Genomic DNA, 13,548 nt, shown 5'->3' on the forward strand with positions numbered 1-13,548 from the left:
ACCAAGCAAACGAAGTAACATCAGAAGTAGATGAGATGGCTAAAGCTATAGTTGAAGAGGTTAGGAAGAAGAGGTTTTAGCTTCTTAATATACAAACTTAAATTTGTTTAATGCAAACTACTGGATTTAATAAACTCCAACTTGGTTTAAGCTGGGTTGGAATTTGTATATTTTAAAATTTATGAGCGAGCATATCAGTGGCAAATATTTATGAGCCCTAAATTTAGTAAGTTGCTAAGGCGAGTGAGTAAGATTTTAAAATTTGCAAAATAATAAATTTCTACTTTTAAAATATAGACTTTAATTTTTAAGCTCTTTTTTATTCAAAAGGGGAGACAAGGGGACTCGAGTTACGAGGCCGTCCCCTTATCCTCCTTTTTAAATCCCCTAATCCACTCGCACGTTAGAAGTGGCATGCCTCAGTGCTTTGCACTGCATGCAAATTAAAACTCTAGTAAGTTTAAATTTAGCGATATGGTATGTTTGTTCATAAATTTTAAAATTTTAGAGATATTTATTATTTGATATATAAAATTATATGTATTTTTATTTGTAAAATTTTACAAAATTTCAAGTCTTGCGCTGATGTCGGCAACGCCTTTTGAGTACATTGCAGAAGTGACTATCGCATCGGCATTTGCAAATTCTTTTGCATTTGACAAATTTACGCCGCCAGCTGCTAGTATCATAGTATTTGGTGAAATTTCATCTCTTAAGGTTAGCACGTTTTTGATAAGCTCTGGGCTAAATTTATCACACTGCACGACGTCGCATTTTGCTTTCAAAAGCTTACTCGCCTCATCTAAATTTTCAGCCTCGACGCAGATCTTTCGCTCGACCAGTTTGGCTTTAAATTCTGGCAAATGTGATAGAAATTCATCAAAGCTAGCGTAGACTTTTATGTGGTTTTTAAAGAAAAGAACACTGTCGCTAAGTCCAAGTCTGTGCATACCGCCACCGCCTTCAAGCACGGCTTTTACGCAAAATTTCTTTGCAAATGGGAAGCTCTTTCTGGTTGCTAAAACCTCACATTTTTCATTGATGCTTTTTGCAGCTTTTGACATTTTATTTGTGTAGGTTGCGATGGCGCTAGCATATTCTAGTGCGACTTGGGCTAGTTTCCAAGCCTTATGCACATCTTTGTAGCTACCATAAATTTTTATGATCACATCGCTAGCCTTGCAAATTTGAGAGTTTTTGACAAAAATTTCGCTCTCGCAGCCAAGTAGCCTTGCTATGCTTGCTGCCACATCTACGCAGCTAACGCAAATTTCATCACGCGAGTAAATTTCAAGCGAGGCTTTTTTATCGATATCTTGAAGCGACGTTGTGAGGTCAAAGTAGGGTAGGTCCTCGTTTATGTAGTCTAAAATTTCAGCGTCGCTTAGTCTCATTTTATGCCTTTTTTGAAGCGGTTTTTGCTTTTACGATCATCTTTTTGAAGATGCCGTTATCGTAAAGTCCAGCGTGGTAAAGCGCAAAGCATGTAAATGCGATGCCAGAAGCTACGTGGAATTTTTTAACAGATCTATTTTTCATAAAAAGTGCACTTAGGCAAACAGATGCCAAAGTGACGCTCATGCCGACCTTTGCTACTTGTCTATGAGTGTTTAGATCTAGTAGTTTGCCGCTTATCTTTATATCTTTTCCCAAATTTTCTCCTTTAGTTTTTGCCCCAGCAGCTTGTGTTTTTGATGCCTAGACTCTCTGGGTCAAATTCTGGATTTTTACCAGCTTTTCTTTGAGCTTCGTAGTCTTTTATTGCTATTATCACCACTTTTGATAGTAAGAAAATAGCGATGATATTTATCGTAGCCATAGCTGCCATCGTGATATCAGCGATATTCCAAGCTAGTTTTAAGTTCATCTGAGCGCCTATAAATATCATAATCACTGCTGTGATCTTAAATGCTAGCGTTAAATTTTTACTTTTTGTTAGAAATTTCATATTTGCCTGGGCGTAGTAGTAGTTGCCAATGAGCGATGTGATGGCAAATAGCACTACTGCAAGGGTCGTAAAGTGTAGCCCAAAGTCGCCAAAATACTCTTTCATCGCTGCTTGAACGAGAGGTAGGGCGGTTAGCACTTCGCCACTTACGCCAGTTTGTTTTGTAAGATATGCTTGAGAAAAAAGCACGATCATACCAGAGGCGATGCATATCGTCATATCGATAAAGACCGCCATTGCTTGCACTAGTCCTTGTTTGACTGGGTGGCTTGTGTGCGCCGCAGCCGCTGCATTTGGCGCTGAGCCCATGCCGGCCTCGTTTGAGAAAAGTCCTCTTTTTATGCCTATCACGATCACGCTTCCAGCAAATCCGCCAAAAATCGCTTTAAAATCAAAGGCGCTTTCTATGATCATCTTGATAACGGCTGGAATTTCTTTGAAATTTAAAACGATCGCGATGATAGCTAGTAAGATGTAAGTAAGCGCCATGAAAGGCACGATATATGAGCTAACTTTACCGATGATGTGGCTTTTGCTAAAAAACATCACAGCTGTAAATGCTGTAAGGATAAGTCCGATGCCAATAGGCAAGCCACTTTGCGCAAAGGTGATGTTGCTGCCTGCTTTGTCGTAGTAAATTTCAAAAGCAGAGGTCATGGTGTAGCTTTGAAGTCCATTAAAGCCATAAGCATAGGTGATGATAAGGATGATGGCAAACAAAGAGCCAAGCCACTTTATGCCAAGCCCGTTTTTGATGTAGTAAGCCGGCCCGCCTTTAAAGCCAAAGACATCTTTTGTCTTATAAATTTGAGCCAAAGTGCTCTCGATAAAGGCTGAAGCTGAGCCTAAAAATGCCATCAAACACATCCAAAAAAGTGCTCCTGGACCACCTGCGACGATGGCAGCTGAAATTCCAGCGATGTTGCCGATGCCAACGCGCGAAGCAGTCGAGATCATCAGCGCTTGAAACGGCGTTAGATGGTGCTTGTTATACTTATCCTTTTTCTCTACCAGAACTCTGCAAGCTTCAAAAAACATCCTAAACTGCACAAAACGGGTAAGGTAGCTAAAGTAAATTCCTGAAGCTACAAGGATGATAACCAAAAAATATCCATATAAAAAGTCGTTGGCTACATCCATTTTGCCGTTTAAAAAGTTTAAGAAATTCTCAAACACCATCTATCCTTTCAAATTTATTTTGACTTGATCTTCACGCCCTTCATTGAGTTGAGCAGAAGCCAGATCGTCGTGCCATTGTGAAGCATAGCAGTTGCTATTGGATTTAGCATGCCAAGCGTTGCGGCACTTAGTATGGCTGTATTTACGCCAACGGTTGAGCGGAAATTTGAGCTAATTAACTTCATAGTTTTATTAGCAAGCTCTTTTGCAAGCACTACGCTCATGATGTCATCTTTTAAAAGGCTTATATCAGCTGTTGCTTTAGCGATATCAGCACCTTTGTGCATGCTGATGCCAACATTTGCTTTTGTTAAGCTTGGCGCGTCATTTATACCATCTCCGACAAAGGCGACCTTTTTGCCCTCACTCTTTAGCTCTTCGATGATCGCTGCTTTATCAGTTGGCAAGCACTCAGCATAGACCCTATCAAGCCCCAGCTCGCGCGCTACCTCTTCAGCCTTGCTCTTTATGTCGCCACTTAGCATAACTATCTCTTTTACGCCAAGATTTCGTAGTTTCACCACCATATCTTTAGCGTTTGCTCTCATATCATCTTTCATAGCGATCACGCCAACAAGCTCTTTATCGTATCCTACGTAAAGCAGGGTTAAACCGCTTTGTAAAGCCTTATTTATAAGCGCTTCATGAGCTTTAAAGCTTATCATCTCATCATCTTCTAAAAAGTGCCTACTGCCGATAACGACCTCTTTGCCGTGCATCGCAGTTTTTACGCCGTGAGCCACGATAAATTCAACCTCGTCGTGGTGGATATGACTAAATCCACGCTTGTTTGCAGCCTCGACTATCGCTTCAGCTACTGGGTGGAAGTAGTGCTCCTCGGCACTTGCGGTTAAATTTAAGATATCAGCCTCTGAAAATCCATCTTTAAAAGAGTAAATTTCAACCACACTTAGGCGTCCGTGAGTTAGAGTGCCGGTTTTGTCAAAGACAAAGGTATCAACCGAGCTTAGAGCCTCGATCGCCTTTGCGCCTTTTATGAGGATGCCGTTTCTGCCAGCTTTTGAGATGCTTGACTTAAACGCAACTGGCGTAGCAAGCTTAAGCGCGCAAGAGTAGTCAGCTTGAAGCACGCTTGCAACGCTGTTCATATTTTTATTTATAACATACGAAAGCCCAGCAAGAGAGAGTGTCACTGGCACTAGCTTATCAGCTAGTTTTAGAGCTTTTACGCCGATGGCTGATTTTTCATTAAGTGAAGTTTGGATGTACTCTTTGATCCTTGCGGTTGCGGTGTCGCTACCTACGTTTTCAGCCCAAATTTTGATCCTGCCCTCATCGACAACAGTGCCGCTTATGACGCGGTCGCCTCTAGCTTTTGCCACAGGTTCGGCCTCTCCAGTCATTGAGACTTGATTTACATCAGCATTACCCTCGACGATGTAGCCATCAACGCCTATCGTCTCGCCAGCTCCGACTACTACGATGTCGCCTTTTTTTAAATTTTCGGTTTTTACCTTTTCAAGCGTCTTTTCACCGTTTAAATTTCGCTCGACCCAGACCTCTTCGATGTTTGGTTTGGCTAGCTCTTTGATGAGATCATCACTTCTGTGGCTAGCACTTTCTTCCATGTATTCGCCGATATTTATCATCAAATTTGTGCTATTTGCAGCCAAATGATCACCCATTGCAAGGCTTGTGCCAATAGCAGTTGCCTCGAGCACTTTTGAGGTGATGCCCTCGTGCCTTAGCTCTTTTGCACCTTCTATTAAATTTGGAGCTGTGGCGTAAAGAGTCACGGCTGATTTTAGAGTTTTATTACTCATAAATGGCGTTACACCAAGTGCAGCAGCAGCTTTGTAGATATTTGCTTTGCTAGGCAGGCTCTCATCTTTTGGCTTGGTTGGAAAATCATAGCTTTTTATAAAATCTAAAATTTTCTCATAGCTCTTATCAAACTCGACGACGATGCTTTTTGCGTATTTATTTACACGCACGCTTTTTGCATCGGTTCGCTCTGAGATCGCAGCCTCGATGGCGCTGACATCGCTTCTAGCGTTTAGGCTCTCGCAAATAAACCTCGCTCTATTTTTGCTCTTGTGAGCTAGAGTGACCTTATTTTTGTGAGTCAAGTTCTGCTTTGACATCTTCAAAACGCTCTTTTAGTTCTTCTATGCCAGCGTTTATTAGCTCGCCACCTTTAATAATCGCTTTAAATACGCACTCTTGTGCTTTTGGATTAGTTAGCACATAAGCTGCTATGCCGCCTAAAAGTAGGCCTTTTACAAAACCAGCTGCGTTAAAATTTTCAGGTACAAATGGTAAATTTTGAGCTGCATTGTTTATTGCATTATCAACTGCACTTGGCTGAGTTGCTGCAGTATTATTTACCGCACTTGCGTTTTCTGCGTTTTCTTCATTGATATAAGGGTTATTCATTATTTACTCTCCAATTTTATTAGTTCTTCAGCTATCAAAAGACCGCCTATGCCAGCTGCTGTGAAAGCTGCTGCGTTTAGATATTTTTTTTGTGCTATCAAATTTGAAGCGTGAATGCCAACAGCACCTACAAAACCACCAGTTACGGCGTATTTTGCTATCTTTTTAGCGACATCTTTTTTAGTTGCTCTGTTGTTTAGATAGTCGCTAAAGCCAAGCGCAGCCGCACCCATGCCAGCGATCAAGGCTCCACTGATGAAGTGATCAAAAGGAAGTCTTGTGTTTGAAAGTGTAAAAAGACTATTTTCTTGCATTATCTATCCTTAAGCTATATCGTTTGGTGTGATAGCTTTTGGAGCCGCTGGCTTTTTAGCACGTGGTTTTCTTGTTTTTTTAACCACTTTTTCAGCCTCTTTTTCTACTTTTTTAACGCCACGTTTTGCTTTTTTCTCTTCTTTAACCATGAAGTCTTTTGCGTCTTTTGCGACGTTTTTACCTTTTTTATAAAGATCTTTTGCAGCCTCTTTGCCTTTATCTAAGCCATCTTTTGCGCACTCTTTGATCTTATCTCTTTTACTCCAAGCAACTACTGCCAAACCGCCTACTGCTAAACCTGCTAAAAATGGTAATGCCATTTTAAATCCTTTCTTTGTTTGATTTTGTAAATTATTCATCTTCTTCATCCTTATTTAAATTTTTGCTAACTACTGAAATGCCTAATGCCCCAAGCGCAAGCCCGCTAAAAAACGAGAAATTTGGGTTGTTTGTGATCTTTGCCAACTCGCTTTTATCAGCCTTGCCACTTGCGATATTTTGCAAGCTTTTAGTTATCTCATTAAAGTCATTTTGATAGCTTTCTAAAATGTTTGTTATGCCATTTTGCTCAAAATTTTGCGAAATTTCATTTAAATTTAGCTCATTTTTTACCTCAGCTCCGCTATAAATTTCTTTTAAGCAGTGCTTTAAAGAGGTGATGTATTCGTTATTTGAAGTAGCCCAAAGTCTAAAAAATAGATCTTTTAGCTCCTCATCATCTAAGCTTTCACAAAATTTTTCATACATTTTGTTTAGCTCATTTTCATAGTTTAGTGCCTCTATCAGCGCATCTTCTTTATTTTTTGCTGGTAAAAAGATAGCTTCATTTTCGCAAACAAGCTCATACTCATGCGCACTTGCAAATTTCTCTATCAAGATGATCGTATTTTTTCTCACACTTGCGATTTGATCAAATACTTCGCCAAATGAAGCTAGGCTTTCATATAGCCTAAGTGCGTTTTTTTCGCTCGTATAAGAGGCGTTTAAAAGCTCGTTAAGCATATTTTACTTCTCTTGCTACTTCATTTACTTTAGCTGAAATTTCTTCTAAATTTTGCCCTTTTAAGAGATCCTCCCAGAGATTTTTAGGGAAAATTTCATGATCGTATTCGATCGTTACAGAGCCGATTAGCTTGTTAAATTTAACATTTTTTATGCCATTTATTTGAGCTATCATGTCATCTAAACTGGCCAAATTTACGCTACTGCTTAGCTCTTTGATCTTTGGGCTAACTCTTACTCTTAGTCTGCCATTTGTGTGAGCTATCATCGAAAAATAGCTTGCAACTTGTGCTAAAGTTTGTGTTTTTATATCCATTTTCATCCTTTTATTTTGTCTGCGTATTATCTAATCTGTAACTTAAACAAATCTGAAATTTTTTTGTCTTTCATTATCAAAAAGTAAAATGAAATGATAAATTTAAATCCCATTTTTTGCTTGACAATCACTGCAAATTCCATAAAGTATCATCTTATGAGACTCTGCACTAAATGATCTTTGGCTACAAATTTGATCTTGTCTTTGCTCTATCATCTCATCTTCAAAATCAACCACCTTGCCACAAATTTCACATATCAAGTGATCGTGAGAGGATTTTAAATTTAGCTCGTAATTTTTAACACCATTTTGCTCAAAACTATTTGCTAGATGGTGCTCTTCAAGAAAATTTAAAAAGGTATATATCGAAGTCATTGAAATTTCATTTTTGTAAGTTTCATAAATTTTTTGGCAAATTTCTTGAGCATTTAGATGCGACTTGCTAGCAAAAAGCACACGCAAAATTTGCTCTTTTATCTCAGAGCCTTTTTGACCAAAAGCTTTTAAAAACTCGTTAAAATGCTTGTAAAATAGTTCAAAGTCTTCCACAAAATCCCTATCAAATTGATAATGAATGTAAAGATTTTACAACTTTTCTACTAAAAAATGCATAAAATTTATTACAAATTCTAAGTAAAGTATTTTATAAGCTTCTTTTGGTATAGTTTCGCATTTTTTAAATCAGAATTAAGGAACGAAATGACTTACGACGAGCTAGAATTAGACGCCGTTTTGTTAGAGGTTTTGGAAAATAGAGGCAGCTTTGACTCGATGGATGATGAAGAGCTTTATGAGCTTATCGAGCAAGTCGCGCAATATACAGACGGCGACTACGAAGAGGCGTTTGAATATATGACTCAATTTTCTCCAATCCCTAAAAAACGCTTTGTATCACTATTTATGGTTTAGCAAAAGGCTAAGCCATAATCTTGCTAAATTTATAAACTAAAATTTCTAAAATCTTTAAAATGTAAAAAAAGAGAGCCTGACTCTTCTAAAAGAGCCAAGTTGCGAGGTTATTATAAGAAGTATTTTGAGATTATCTCTTTAAATTTGATTGTGTATTTGCTAGCTTTTGGGCTGTTGTTGTAGATATCTTCAAAGTCATACATTCTCTCGTAGTAGTCGTTTGTATCTTGTGCGTTTATCTTAAGTCTTGCCACATCTAAGCTAACGCCAACAAAAGCTCCGCTAGTCTTGCCACGCTCCTCGACAAATGCTGAAATTTCAGGCAAATCACTAGCTATCGCCACTTCGTTGCCAACGCCGCCAGTTGCTTCTGCTTTTAGGCTAATCGTATCTTTTGCGTTAAACAAGCTTGCGTAGGCTTCTGAGTTTTTAAACAAAATGATCATATCAGCTGAGCTATATCCTAGCTGAAGTCCGATGCTGCCAGATGTGTAATTTACAAAAAATGGGCTTGACCACTCGCCATCGTCGTTTTTAGCGATAAATACGCCTTTGCCTTTTGAGCCAGTGATGATCGCGCCTGCTTTTGTCACGTCTGGGATGATAGCGATGGCTTTGATGCCTGTAAATTTGGTATTTGGTTTTAAATTTCTAGTGCCAAAAGCGTTTAAAATGTTTATCGCATTTTTTAATTTTTGATTTTGAATCACATCAGCGTTTAAATTTAACACAAAAAATGAGCCGATCAAAAAGAGTAAAGTTAGAATTTTTTTCATCAAATTTCCTTATTTAAAATTTTTGTTATTATAGCCTGAAATAAACTATTATTTAAAAATTTATTAATGAAATTTTATGAGATTTCATTATAAAATGCCCATTTTTAAGGAAAAAATATGAGCTTAATACTTTTTGTGGAGTACGTTGGTATCGCATCAGCTGCGCTTAGTGGCTTTTTGTTTGCAGTAAAGAGGGAGTGTGACTGGCTTGGCGTCTTTTTGTCCGCATTTTTGACTGCACTTGGAGGCGGTATCGTGCGTGATATGCTAGTTGGCAGGGCAGTTTATTCATTCACTCACTACATGCCAGTAAGCGTCGTCATCTTTATGCTTATCGTATCTAGGATCACAAATTTGCATATAAAAAGAGATGGTTTGGAGAAGAAATTTGTCTTTATCTTTGCCGATGCGATCGATGTTATCTGCTTTTCGATCGTTGGAGCGATGGTTGCCATTGAGTATAGCTACAACATCTTTGGCGTTATGATGATCGCCTTTTTTAACGGCGTTGGTGGCGGTATCTTAAGAGATATCTTGCTAAATGAAGTCCCATGGTTTTTGCGCACAGGACTTTACGGCACGATAAGCCTTGGCGTGGGACTTGCTTACTTTATCCTCTATCATCTAGGCCTTAGCAACATATTTTTTACCATGCTCTTGCTAGCTGCTGGCATAACGGTCAGGATGTTTGCATTTTATAGAGGCTGGAAGCTGCCTGATCTATGAAATTTAGCGAGTTTTTTGATATCTGGGTCAATGAAAACTACTATAAATTTGGCGTGGATATCGGCAAAAAGGGTGATTTTTATACAAATGTAAGCGTTGGATATCTCTTTGGCGCTTGCCTTGCAAACTACTTTTTAAAGCTACTTAAAAATGGCAAAATTTCTAGCTCTTGCAAGGTCGTGGAGATCGGCGCAAACTCGGGCGATATGCTGGCTGATTTTGCGCAGGGCATCTTTACGCTTGAGCCAGAAATTTTGTCAAATTTAGAGTTTATCATCATCGAACCTCATGAAATTTTACGTAAAAAACAGCTTGAAACCTTTAAAAAACGCTTTGGTGACGAGGTTAGAGTAGGGCACTATGAAAATTTAGACGAGTGCTCGTTTGATGAAATTTTTGTCATCTCAAATGAGCTACTTGACGCATTTAGCTGCGAAGTGATAGACGCAGATAATATGCTTTTTGTGGATAGCGATCTAAAATTTTACTGGCAAAAAGCGGATCAAAATTTACTAGCCCTTGCAAAGAAATTTGACATAAAAAAGGGCGAGATATCAACTAGCTACGCCAAATTTGCGCTCCAGCTTGCAAATGCGGCAAAAAAGGTGAGATTTTTAAGCTTTGACTACGGCGAATTTGAGCCGAAAAATGAATTTAGCCTAAGAGTTTTTAAAGATCATCAAGTTTTTTCTTTGTTTGAAATTTCAAACCTCGAGCCATATTTTAAAAGCTCTGATCTAACTTATAGCCTTTGCTTTAAGCAGGTAAAAGAGGCTTTTTGCGAGGCTGGCTTTTTGATGCTTAAATTAAAAAAACAAAATGATGCTTTAGTTTGCGACTTTGGCGTGGATGAAATTTTATCTTTGGTGCTTGAAAAAGGCAGCAAGCAAGCCTATGAAAATGCCGCAAAACAGGCAAAATTTCTACTCTCGCCTGAGTTTTTAGGTGAGAAGTTTAAATTTATAGAGTTTTTAAAGGGCTAGCCTGGCGATATCAGCGTAACTCGCCTCACAAGCCTTCAAAAGGTCATTTGGTGCTATCTTTATCTGCTTGCCTCTTACTCCAGCGCTTACTAGCACGTACTCTTGCTCTTTTGCTCGCTCATCGATAAATGTAGCAAAGTGCTTTTTCATAGCAAGTGGCGAGCAGCCGCCTCTGATGTAGCCAGTGATCTTTTCTAGGTCTTTTAAGTTTATAAGCTCGCAGCGCTTGGCCCCGCACGCATGAGCAAGTGCTTTTAGATCAAGCTCCAGATCGCCTTGCAAGCAGGCAACGACAAAATTTTTAGGCTCGCACTGGCAGACGATCGTTTTGTAAATTTGCTTTATATCTTGCTTGGTGCTAGCTGCGACGTGAACGGCTGAAAGGTCGTTTGGATCGACTTCGTACTCAAGTATCTCGTAGTCTATTTTTAGCTTGTCTAAAAGCCTAGCGGCGTTGGTTTTATGTATCATCTTTTCTCATTTTTGCGAATTTTTTGTATAATTATAGCCAAAACTTAAAGGAGGAAAGATGGCTGAAGAAGTTGAAGAGAAAAAAGCAAAAAAAGGTGGCAATGGCGCTTTGATGATAATCATCATCGCGATATTTGTTTTATTGCTAGTTATCGGAGGGCTAGTGGCGTTTTTGATGCTTAGTTCTGATGAGCCAAAAGATGCAAATATGGCGCAAACACCAGCTCAGACTCAAACTCAACCAGCACCCGCTCAAAACAAAGCAAAACGCGGTGGAAACGACTATTCGAACATGGGACCGATATATCCGCTTGATCAGTTTGTCGTAAATTTACTTAGTGAAAATGGATCAAGATTTCTTAAGACTAAGATCGATTTGGAGCAAAGCGACGAGCTACTAACTGCCGAGCTTGATAAGAAAAAAGCACTTTTAAGAGATATCATCATAAGAACGCTCTCTTCTAAAACTTACGAAGAAGTAAGCACTGCAAAGGGTAAGGATAGGCTAAAAGACGAGATCGTAGGCAAGCTAAATGAAGTGCTAAATGATGGCTACATCAAAAACATATTTTTTACTGATTTCGTGGTGCAATGATAGGCATCGATATCGTTAAGATAGATAGAATTTCAAGACTAAAGGCTCGTCACGGCGAGCTTTTTTTAAAGAGATTTTTAAGCGACGATGAGATCGCGCTAGCAAAAAATGATGCGACTTTGGCTGGATTTTGGGCAGCCAAAGAAGCAGCTAGTAAGGCCCTTGGCGTGGGCATCAGCAAAGAGTGTGGCTTTTTAGACATTATGCTCAGCAAAGACGCAAAAAATGCGCCAAAGATAAAATTTAGCCCAAGAATTTACACAAATTTTAATATCAAAGAAGCAAGTCTTAGTATAACTCACGACGGCGGATTTGCCGTAGCTGCAGTGATGATCGTGTAAATTTATCTACTTTTTATGCAAAGCCTAATTTAAAAATGAATCCTTATATAAAGTTTTTTAAAAAAAAAGACGAAATTTGATGTAATACTTTGGTGATCATAAAAGCTAAGGATAGCAAAATGCAAATTTCTAATAATCTTTCAACCACTAACTACCTCTCAAGAGAGAATATAGCAAGAGAGATGGGCTTTAAATTTAACGATATAAACGAGATACTTGGTAACGATATGGGTCATGGCATGACATTTCCTAAGTATGCAAGGCTAGATGATAAAGAAAGAGCAAGAGAATACGACAGATATGATCACTCACTAACTGGCTTTGTAAAAGGCGAAGGAGAGGCAAGAGTAAGCATACTTGGCAAACTAATGGGCTATGACGACTCTTTTTCAAAAGATGAGATAGATGAGCTAAAGAAATTTATAGATGAAAGCGGTGCTTTAGGGCTTGAGAGGGCTTTTGGTGACTCAGAGACTTTATCTGTTAGCGAATTTATAAAAAGATATACCAAAAAGCATGCTTTTTCTGACTTTACCTTTAGTGGAACAAAAACAGCCGATTTGCTTGATAGCGATATGAGTGTTGATGAGTTCAAGGGCAAATGGGCTAAATTTGCACTAAAGGAGCGCTTTGGTTTAGAGCTTGATGATGAGCTAGCAAAAGAGACTATAAATTCTATCAACGATCTTGAAGCACAAAACGAAGAAGAGAAGAAAGAGAAGAAATTTACACCTATACAAGTTACTAAAAAGTCTCAAACCTATAAGCTTGAAGCCGATGAGAGATTTAAGGAGCTTTATAAATTTATAAAGAGTGAATTTGATAGCGGTAAGAGTATGTTTGAGATTTTAGAAAAAGTGGCAAAGCTTAAAGTGGATAAGATGGCGTAAGGGGGGGGGTGAAATGATAACTAGCATAAACGGACTTAGCAACGCACCGATACAAGACAACACTATCCAAAAGGAAAATGCAAAAATGTCAAAGGAACAAGAAAAGGCTCTAATTGATTCATATATGCAAAATTTAATAATTGATAATGTTGAAAAATACATCAAAGAAGACAGAAGTAGTGAAAACTGGATAACAGAAACCATAGAGAAGATAGACAATATGCTCTCCGAGAAGTATAGCTATACCATTAATGAAAGGCGAGCTTTATTATCAAAATATCCAGAGAACTTAGAGGAATTTGAAATCAATGTATTACAATCTCACATGGACTGGTTGCTTACCAACTCTGTTGATGGCAAACCAACAATATCTGGGCTAATGGTTGGTATCGGCACAAAAGAAGAAGAGGCTGAGCTAGAAGATTTTATGAACTCGTTTCCTGAAGATACAATGATGAGTAATGATGGTGCTAGATTGTTTGCTAGAGCAGATCTAAGCATAGAAGAGTTTAAGAAGCTTTATAGAGAAGATGTAGAAAAAACTACAAAAGAGCATAAAGAATTTCTAGCCAAGCTACACAAAGAAGAACAAGAATACAATGCAAATTTTGCCAAAGAGCAAAGTGAGAAGAAATTTAAACCTATGCAGGTTAAGAAGAAGTATGAGACCTATGATATAAACAAGGATCAAAAATTTCTC

19 protein-coding genes are annotated in these 13,548 nt (G+C 38.5%); 7 read left to right on the forward strand and 12 right to left on the reverse strand.

The window, feature by feature from the left end; genetic code table 11:
* Positions 1 to 560: 560 nt before the first annotated feature.
* The 10 genes from modD to F3G86_RS02240 all read right to left on the reverse strand — a co-directional run bounded on the left by modD (position 561) and on the right by F3G86_RS02240 (position 7,706).
* Positions 561 to 1,394 (reverse strand): ModD protein, encoded by an 834-nt coding sequence (gene modD, locus F3G86_RS02195; RefSeq protein ID WP_149722867.1) that lies wholly within the window; start codon positions 1,392 to 1,394, stop codon positions 561 to 563.
* Between the two features lies 1 nt (position 1,395).
* A complete protein-coding gene (locus F3G86_RS02200) occupies positions 1,396 to 1,653 on the reverse strand; it encodes a hypothetical protein (RefSeq protein ID WP_009293953.1) in 258 nt (85 codons plus the stop codon).
* 10 nt (positions 1,654 to 1,663) lie between these two features.
* Positions 1,664 to 3,127 (reverse strand): alanine/glycine:cation symporter family protein, encoded by a 1,464-nt coding sequence (locus F3G86_RS02205; protein ID WP_103590653.1) that lies wholly within the window; start codon positions 3,125 to 3,127, stop codon positions 1,664 to 1,666.
* Between the two features lie 14 nt (positions 3,128 to 3,141).
* Positions 3,142 to 5,232 (reverse strand): heavy metal translocating P-type ATPase, encoded by a 2,091-nt coding sequence (locus tag F3G86_RS02210; protein ID WP_411160679.1) that lies wholly within the window; start codon positions 5,230 to 5,232, stop codon positions 3,142 to 3,144.
* On the reverse strand, positions 5,201 to 5,524 hold the full coding sequence (locus tag F3G86_RS02215; protein WP_103579188.1) for an oxidoreductase: 324 nt from the start codon (positions 5,522 to 5,524) through the stop codon (positions 5,201 to 5,203). The genes F3G86_RS02210 and F3G86_RS02215 overlap by 32 nt, the downstream gene beginning before the upstream one ends.
* Positions 5,524 to 5,838 carry a magnetosome protein MamC family protein gene (locus tag F3G86_RS02220; protein ID WP_009293949.1) on the reverse strand — a complete coding sequence of 105 codons (315 nt, stop codon included), beginning with the start codon at positions 5,836 to 5,838 and terminating at the stop codon, positions 5,524 to 5,526. The genes F3G86_RS02215 and F3G86_RS02220 overlap by 1 nt, the downstream gene beginning before the upstream one ends.
* Positions 5,839 to 5,847: 9 nt before the next feature.
* Positions 5,848 to 6,159 (reverse strand): hypothetical protein, encoded by a 312-nt coding sequence (locus F3G86_RS02225; RefSeq protein WP_035142523.1) that lies wholly within the window; start codon positions 6,157 to 6,159, stop codon positions 5,848 to 5,850.
* A gap of 31 nt (positions 6,160 to 6,190) precedes the next feature.
* Complete coding sequence (locus F3G86_RS02230; RefSeq protein WP_149722868.1) at positions 6,191 to 6,841, reverse strand: ferritin-like domain-containing protein; 651 nt, start codon at positions 6,839 to 6,841, stop codon at positions 6,191 to 6,193.
* Positions 6,834 to 7,157 carry an HMA2 domain-containing protein gene (locus F3G86_RS02235; protein ID WP_009293946.1) on the reverse strand — a complete coding sequence of 108 codons (324 nt, stop codon included), beginning with the start codon at positions 7,155 to 7,157 and terminating at the stop codon, positions 6,834 to 6,836. Before F3G86_RS02235 ends, F3G86_RS02230 begins: the two co-directional genes overlap by 8 nt.
* A gap of 102 nt (positions 7,158 to 7,259) precedes the next feature.
* Entirely contained in the window at positions 7,260 to 7,706 is a 447-nt protein-coding gene (locus F3G86_RS02240) for a Fur family transcriptional regulator (RefSeq protein WP_087582204.1), read from the reverse strand.
* 150 nt (positions 7,707 to 7,856) lie between these two features.
* On the opposite strand from F3G86_RS02240, the gene F3G86_RS02245 reads away from it, so the two are divergent.
* Positions 7,857 to 8,066 (forward strand): hypothetical protein, encoded by a 210-nt coding sequence (locus F3G86_RS02245; RefSeq protein WP_002942234.1) that lies wholly within the window; start codon positions 7,857 to 7,859, stop codon positions 8,064 to 8,066.
* A gap of 110 nt (positions 8,067 to 8,176) precedes the next feature.
* Here F3G86_RS02245 and F3G86_RS02250 read toward each other — a convergent pair whose 3' ends face one another.
* A complete protein-coding gene (locus F3G86_RS02250; protein WP_149722869.1) occupies positions 8,177 to 8,842 on the reverse strand; it encodes a lipid-binding SYLF domain-containing protein in 666 nt (221 codons plus the stop codon).
* A 117-nt stretch (positions 8,843 to 8,959) separates the two neighbouring features.
* Between F3G86_RS02250 and F3G86_RS02255 the strand changes: the two genes are divergently transcribed.
* Positions 8,960 to 9,568 carry a trimeric intracellular cation channel family protein gene (locus tag F3G86_RS02255; RefSeq protein ID WP_148787830.1) on the forward strand — a complete coding sequence of 203 codons (609 nt, stop codon included), beginning with the start codon at positions 8,960 to 8,962 and terminating at the stop codon, positions 9,566 to 9,568.
* On the forward strand, positions 9,565 to 10,551 hold the full coding sequence (locus F3G86_RS02260) for an SAM-dependent methyltransferase (protein WP_149722870.1): 987 nt from the start codon (positions 9,565 to 9,567) through the stop codon (positions 10,549 to 10,551). The genes F3G86_RS02255 and F3G86_RS02260 overlap by 4 nt, the downstream gene beginning before the upstream one ends.
* Here the strand turns inward: F3G86_RS02260 and ybaK are convergent.
* A complete protein-coding gene (ybaK, locus tag F3G86_RS02265; RefSeq protein ID WP_149722871.1) occupies positions 10,540 to 11,022 on the reverse strand; it encodes a Cys-tRNA(Pro) deacylase in 483 nt (160 codons plus the stop codon). The two genes, F3G86_RS02260 and ybaK, sit on opposite strands and share 12 nt — an antisense overlap.
* A 58-nt stretch (positions 11,023 to 11,080) precedes the next feature.
* Here ybaK and fliL point away from each other — a divergent pair, with 58 nt between their 5' ends.
* From fliL to F3G86_RS02285, 4 genes are all read left to right on the forward strand, one after another.
* Positions 11,081 to 11,617, forward strand: coding sequence for a flagellar basal body-associated protein FliL (gene fliL, locus F3G86_RS02270; RefSeq protein ID WP_103574639.1), 537 nt, complete (start codon positions 11,081 to 11,083; stop codon positions 11,615 to 11,617).
* A complete protein-coding gene (gene acpS, locus F3G86_RS02275; RefSeq protein ID WP_021088503.1) occupies positions 11,614 to 11,958 on the forward strand; it encodes a holo-ACP synthase in 345 nt (114 codons plus the stop codon). Before fliL ends, acpS begins: the two co-directional genes overlap by 4 nt.
* 119 nt (positions 11,959 to 12,077) lie before the next feature.
* Positions 12,078 to 12,848, forward strand: coding sequence for a Cj0814-related protein (locus F3G86_RS10645; RefSeq protein ID WP_149722872.1), 771 nt, complete (start codon positions 12,078 to 12,080; stop codon positions 12,846 to 12,848).
* Between the two features lie 13 nt (positions 12,849 to 12,861).
* The coding region (locus F3G86_RS02285; RefSeq protein WP_149723151.1) for a cell surface protein at positions 12,862 to 13,548 on the forward strand (687 nt) is incomplete at its 3' end.

Origin of the sequence: Campylobacter concisus, assembly GCF_902460595.1 — a bacterium.
Taxonomy (GTDB): domain Bacteria; phylum Campylobacterota; class Campylobacteria; order Campylobacterales; family Campylobacteraceae; genus Campylobacter_A; species Campylobacter_A concisus_BL.

Excerpts from the sequence above, each read along its gene's own strand:
- modD (WP_149722867.1), bottom strand. The coding sequence starts at position 1,394 with ATGAGACTAAGCGACGCTGAAATTTTAGACTACATAAACGAGGACCTA.
- F3G86_RS02205 (WP_103590653.1), bottom strand. The coding sequence starts at position 3,127 with ATGGTGTTTGAGAATTTCTTAAACTTTTTAAACGGCAAAATGGATGTA.
- F3G86_RS02210 (WP_411160679.1), bottom strand. The coding sequence starts at position 5,232 with ATGTCAAAGCAGAACTTGACTCACAAAAATAAGGTCACTCTAGCTCAC.
- F3G86_RS02215 (WP_103579188.1), bottom strand. The coding sequence starts at position 5,524 with ATGAATAACCCTTATATCAATGAAGAAAACGCAGAAAACGCAAGTGCG.
- F3G86_RS02220 (WP_009293949.1), bottom strand. The coding sequence starts at position 5,838 with ATGCAAGAAAATAGTCTTTTTACACTTTCAAACACAAGACTTCCTTTT.
- F3G86_RS02225 (WP_035142523.1), bottom strand. The coding sequence starts at position 6,159 with ATGGCATTACCATTTTTAGCAGGTTTAGCAGTAGGCGGTTTGGCAGTA.
- F3G86_RS02230 (WP_149722868.1), bottom strand. The coding sequence starts at position 6,841 with ATGCTTAACGAGCTTTTAAACGCCTCTTATACGAGCGAAAAAAACGCA.
- F3G86_RS02235 (WP_009293946.1), bottom strand. The coding sequence starts at position 7,157 with ATGGATATAAAAACACAAACTTTAGCACAAGTTGCAAGCTATTTTTCG.
- F3G86_RS02245 (WP_002942234.1), top strand. The coding sequence starts at position 7,857 with ATGACTTACGACGAGCTAGAATTAGACGCCGTTTTGTTAGAGGTTTTG.
- F3G86_RS02250 (WP_149722869.1), bottom strand. The coding sequence starts at position 8,842 with ATGAAAAAAATTCTAACTTTACTCTTTTTGATCGGCTCATTTTTTGTG.
- F3G86_RS02255 (WP_148787830.1), top strand. The coding sequence starts at position 8,960 with ATGAGCTTAATACTTTTTGTGGAGTACGTTGGTATCGCATCAGCTGCG.
- F3G86_RS02260 (WP_149722870.1), top strand. The coding sequence starts at position 9,565 with ATGAAATTTAGCGAGTTTTTTGATATCTGGGTCAATGAAAACTACTAT.
- ybaK (WP_149722871.1), bottom strand. The coding sequence starts at position 11,022 with ATGATACATAAAACCAACGCCGCTAGGCTTTTAGACAAGCTAAAAATA.
- fliL (WP_103574639.1), top strand. The coding sequence starts at position 11,081 with ATGGCTGAAGAAGTTGAAGAGAAAAAAGCAAAAAAAGGTGGCAATGGC.
- acpS (WP_021088503.1), top strand. The coding sequence starts at position 11,614 with ATGATAGGCATCGATATCGTTAAGATAGATAGAATTTCAAGACTAAAG.
- F3G86_RS10645 (WP_149722872.1), top strand. The coding sequence starts at position 12,078 with ATGCAAATTTCTAATAATCTTTCAACCACTAACTACCTCTCAAGAGAG.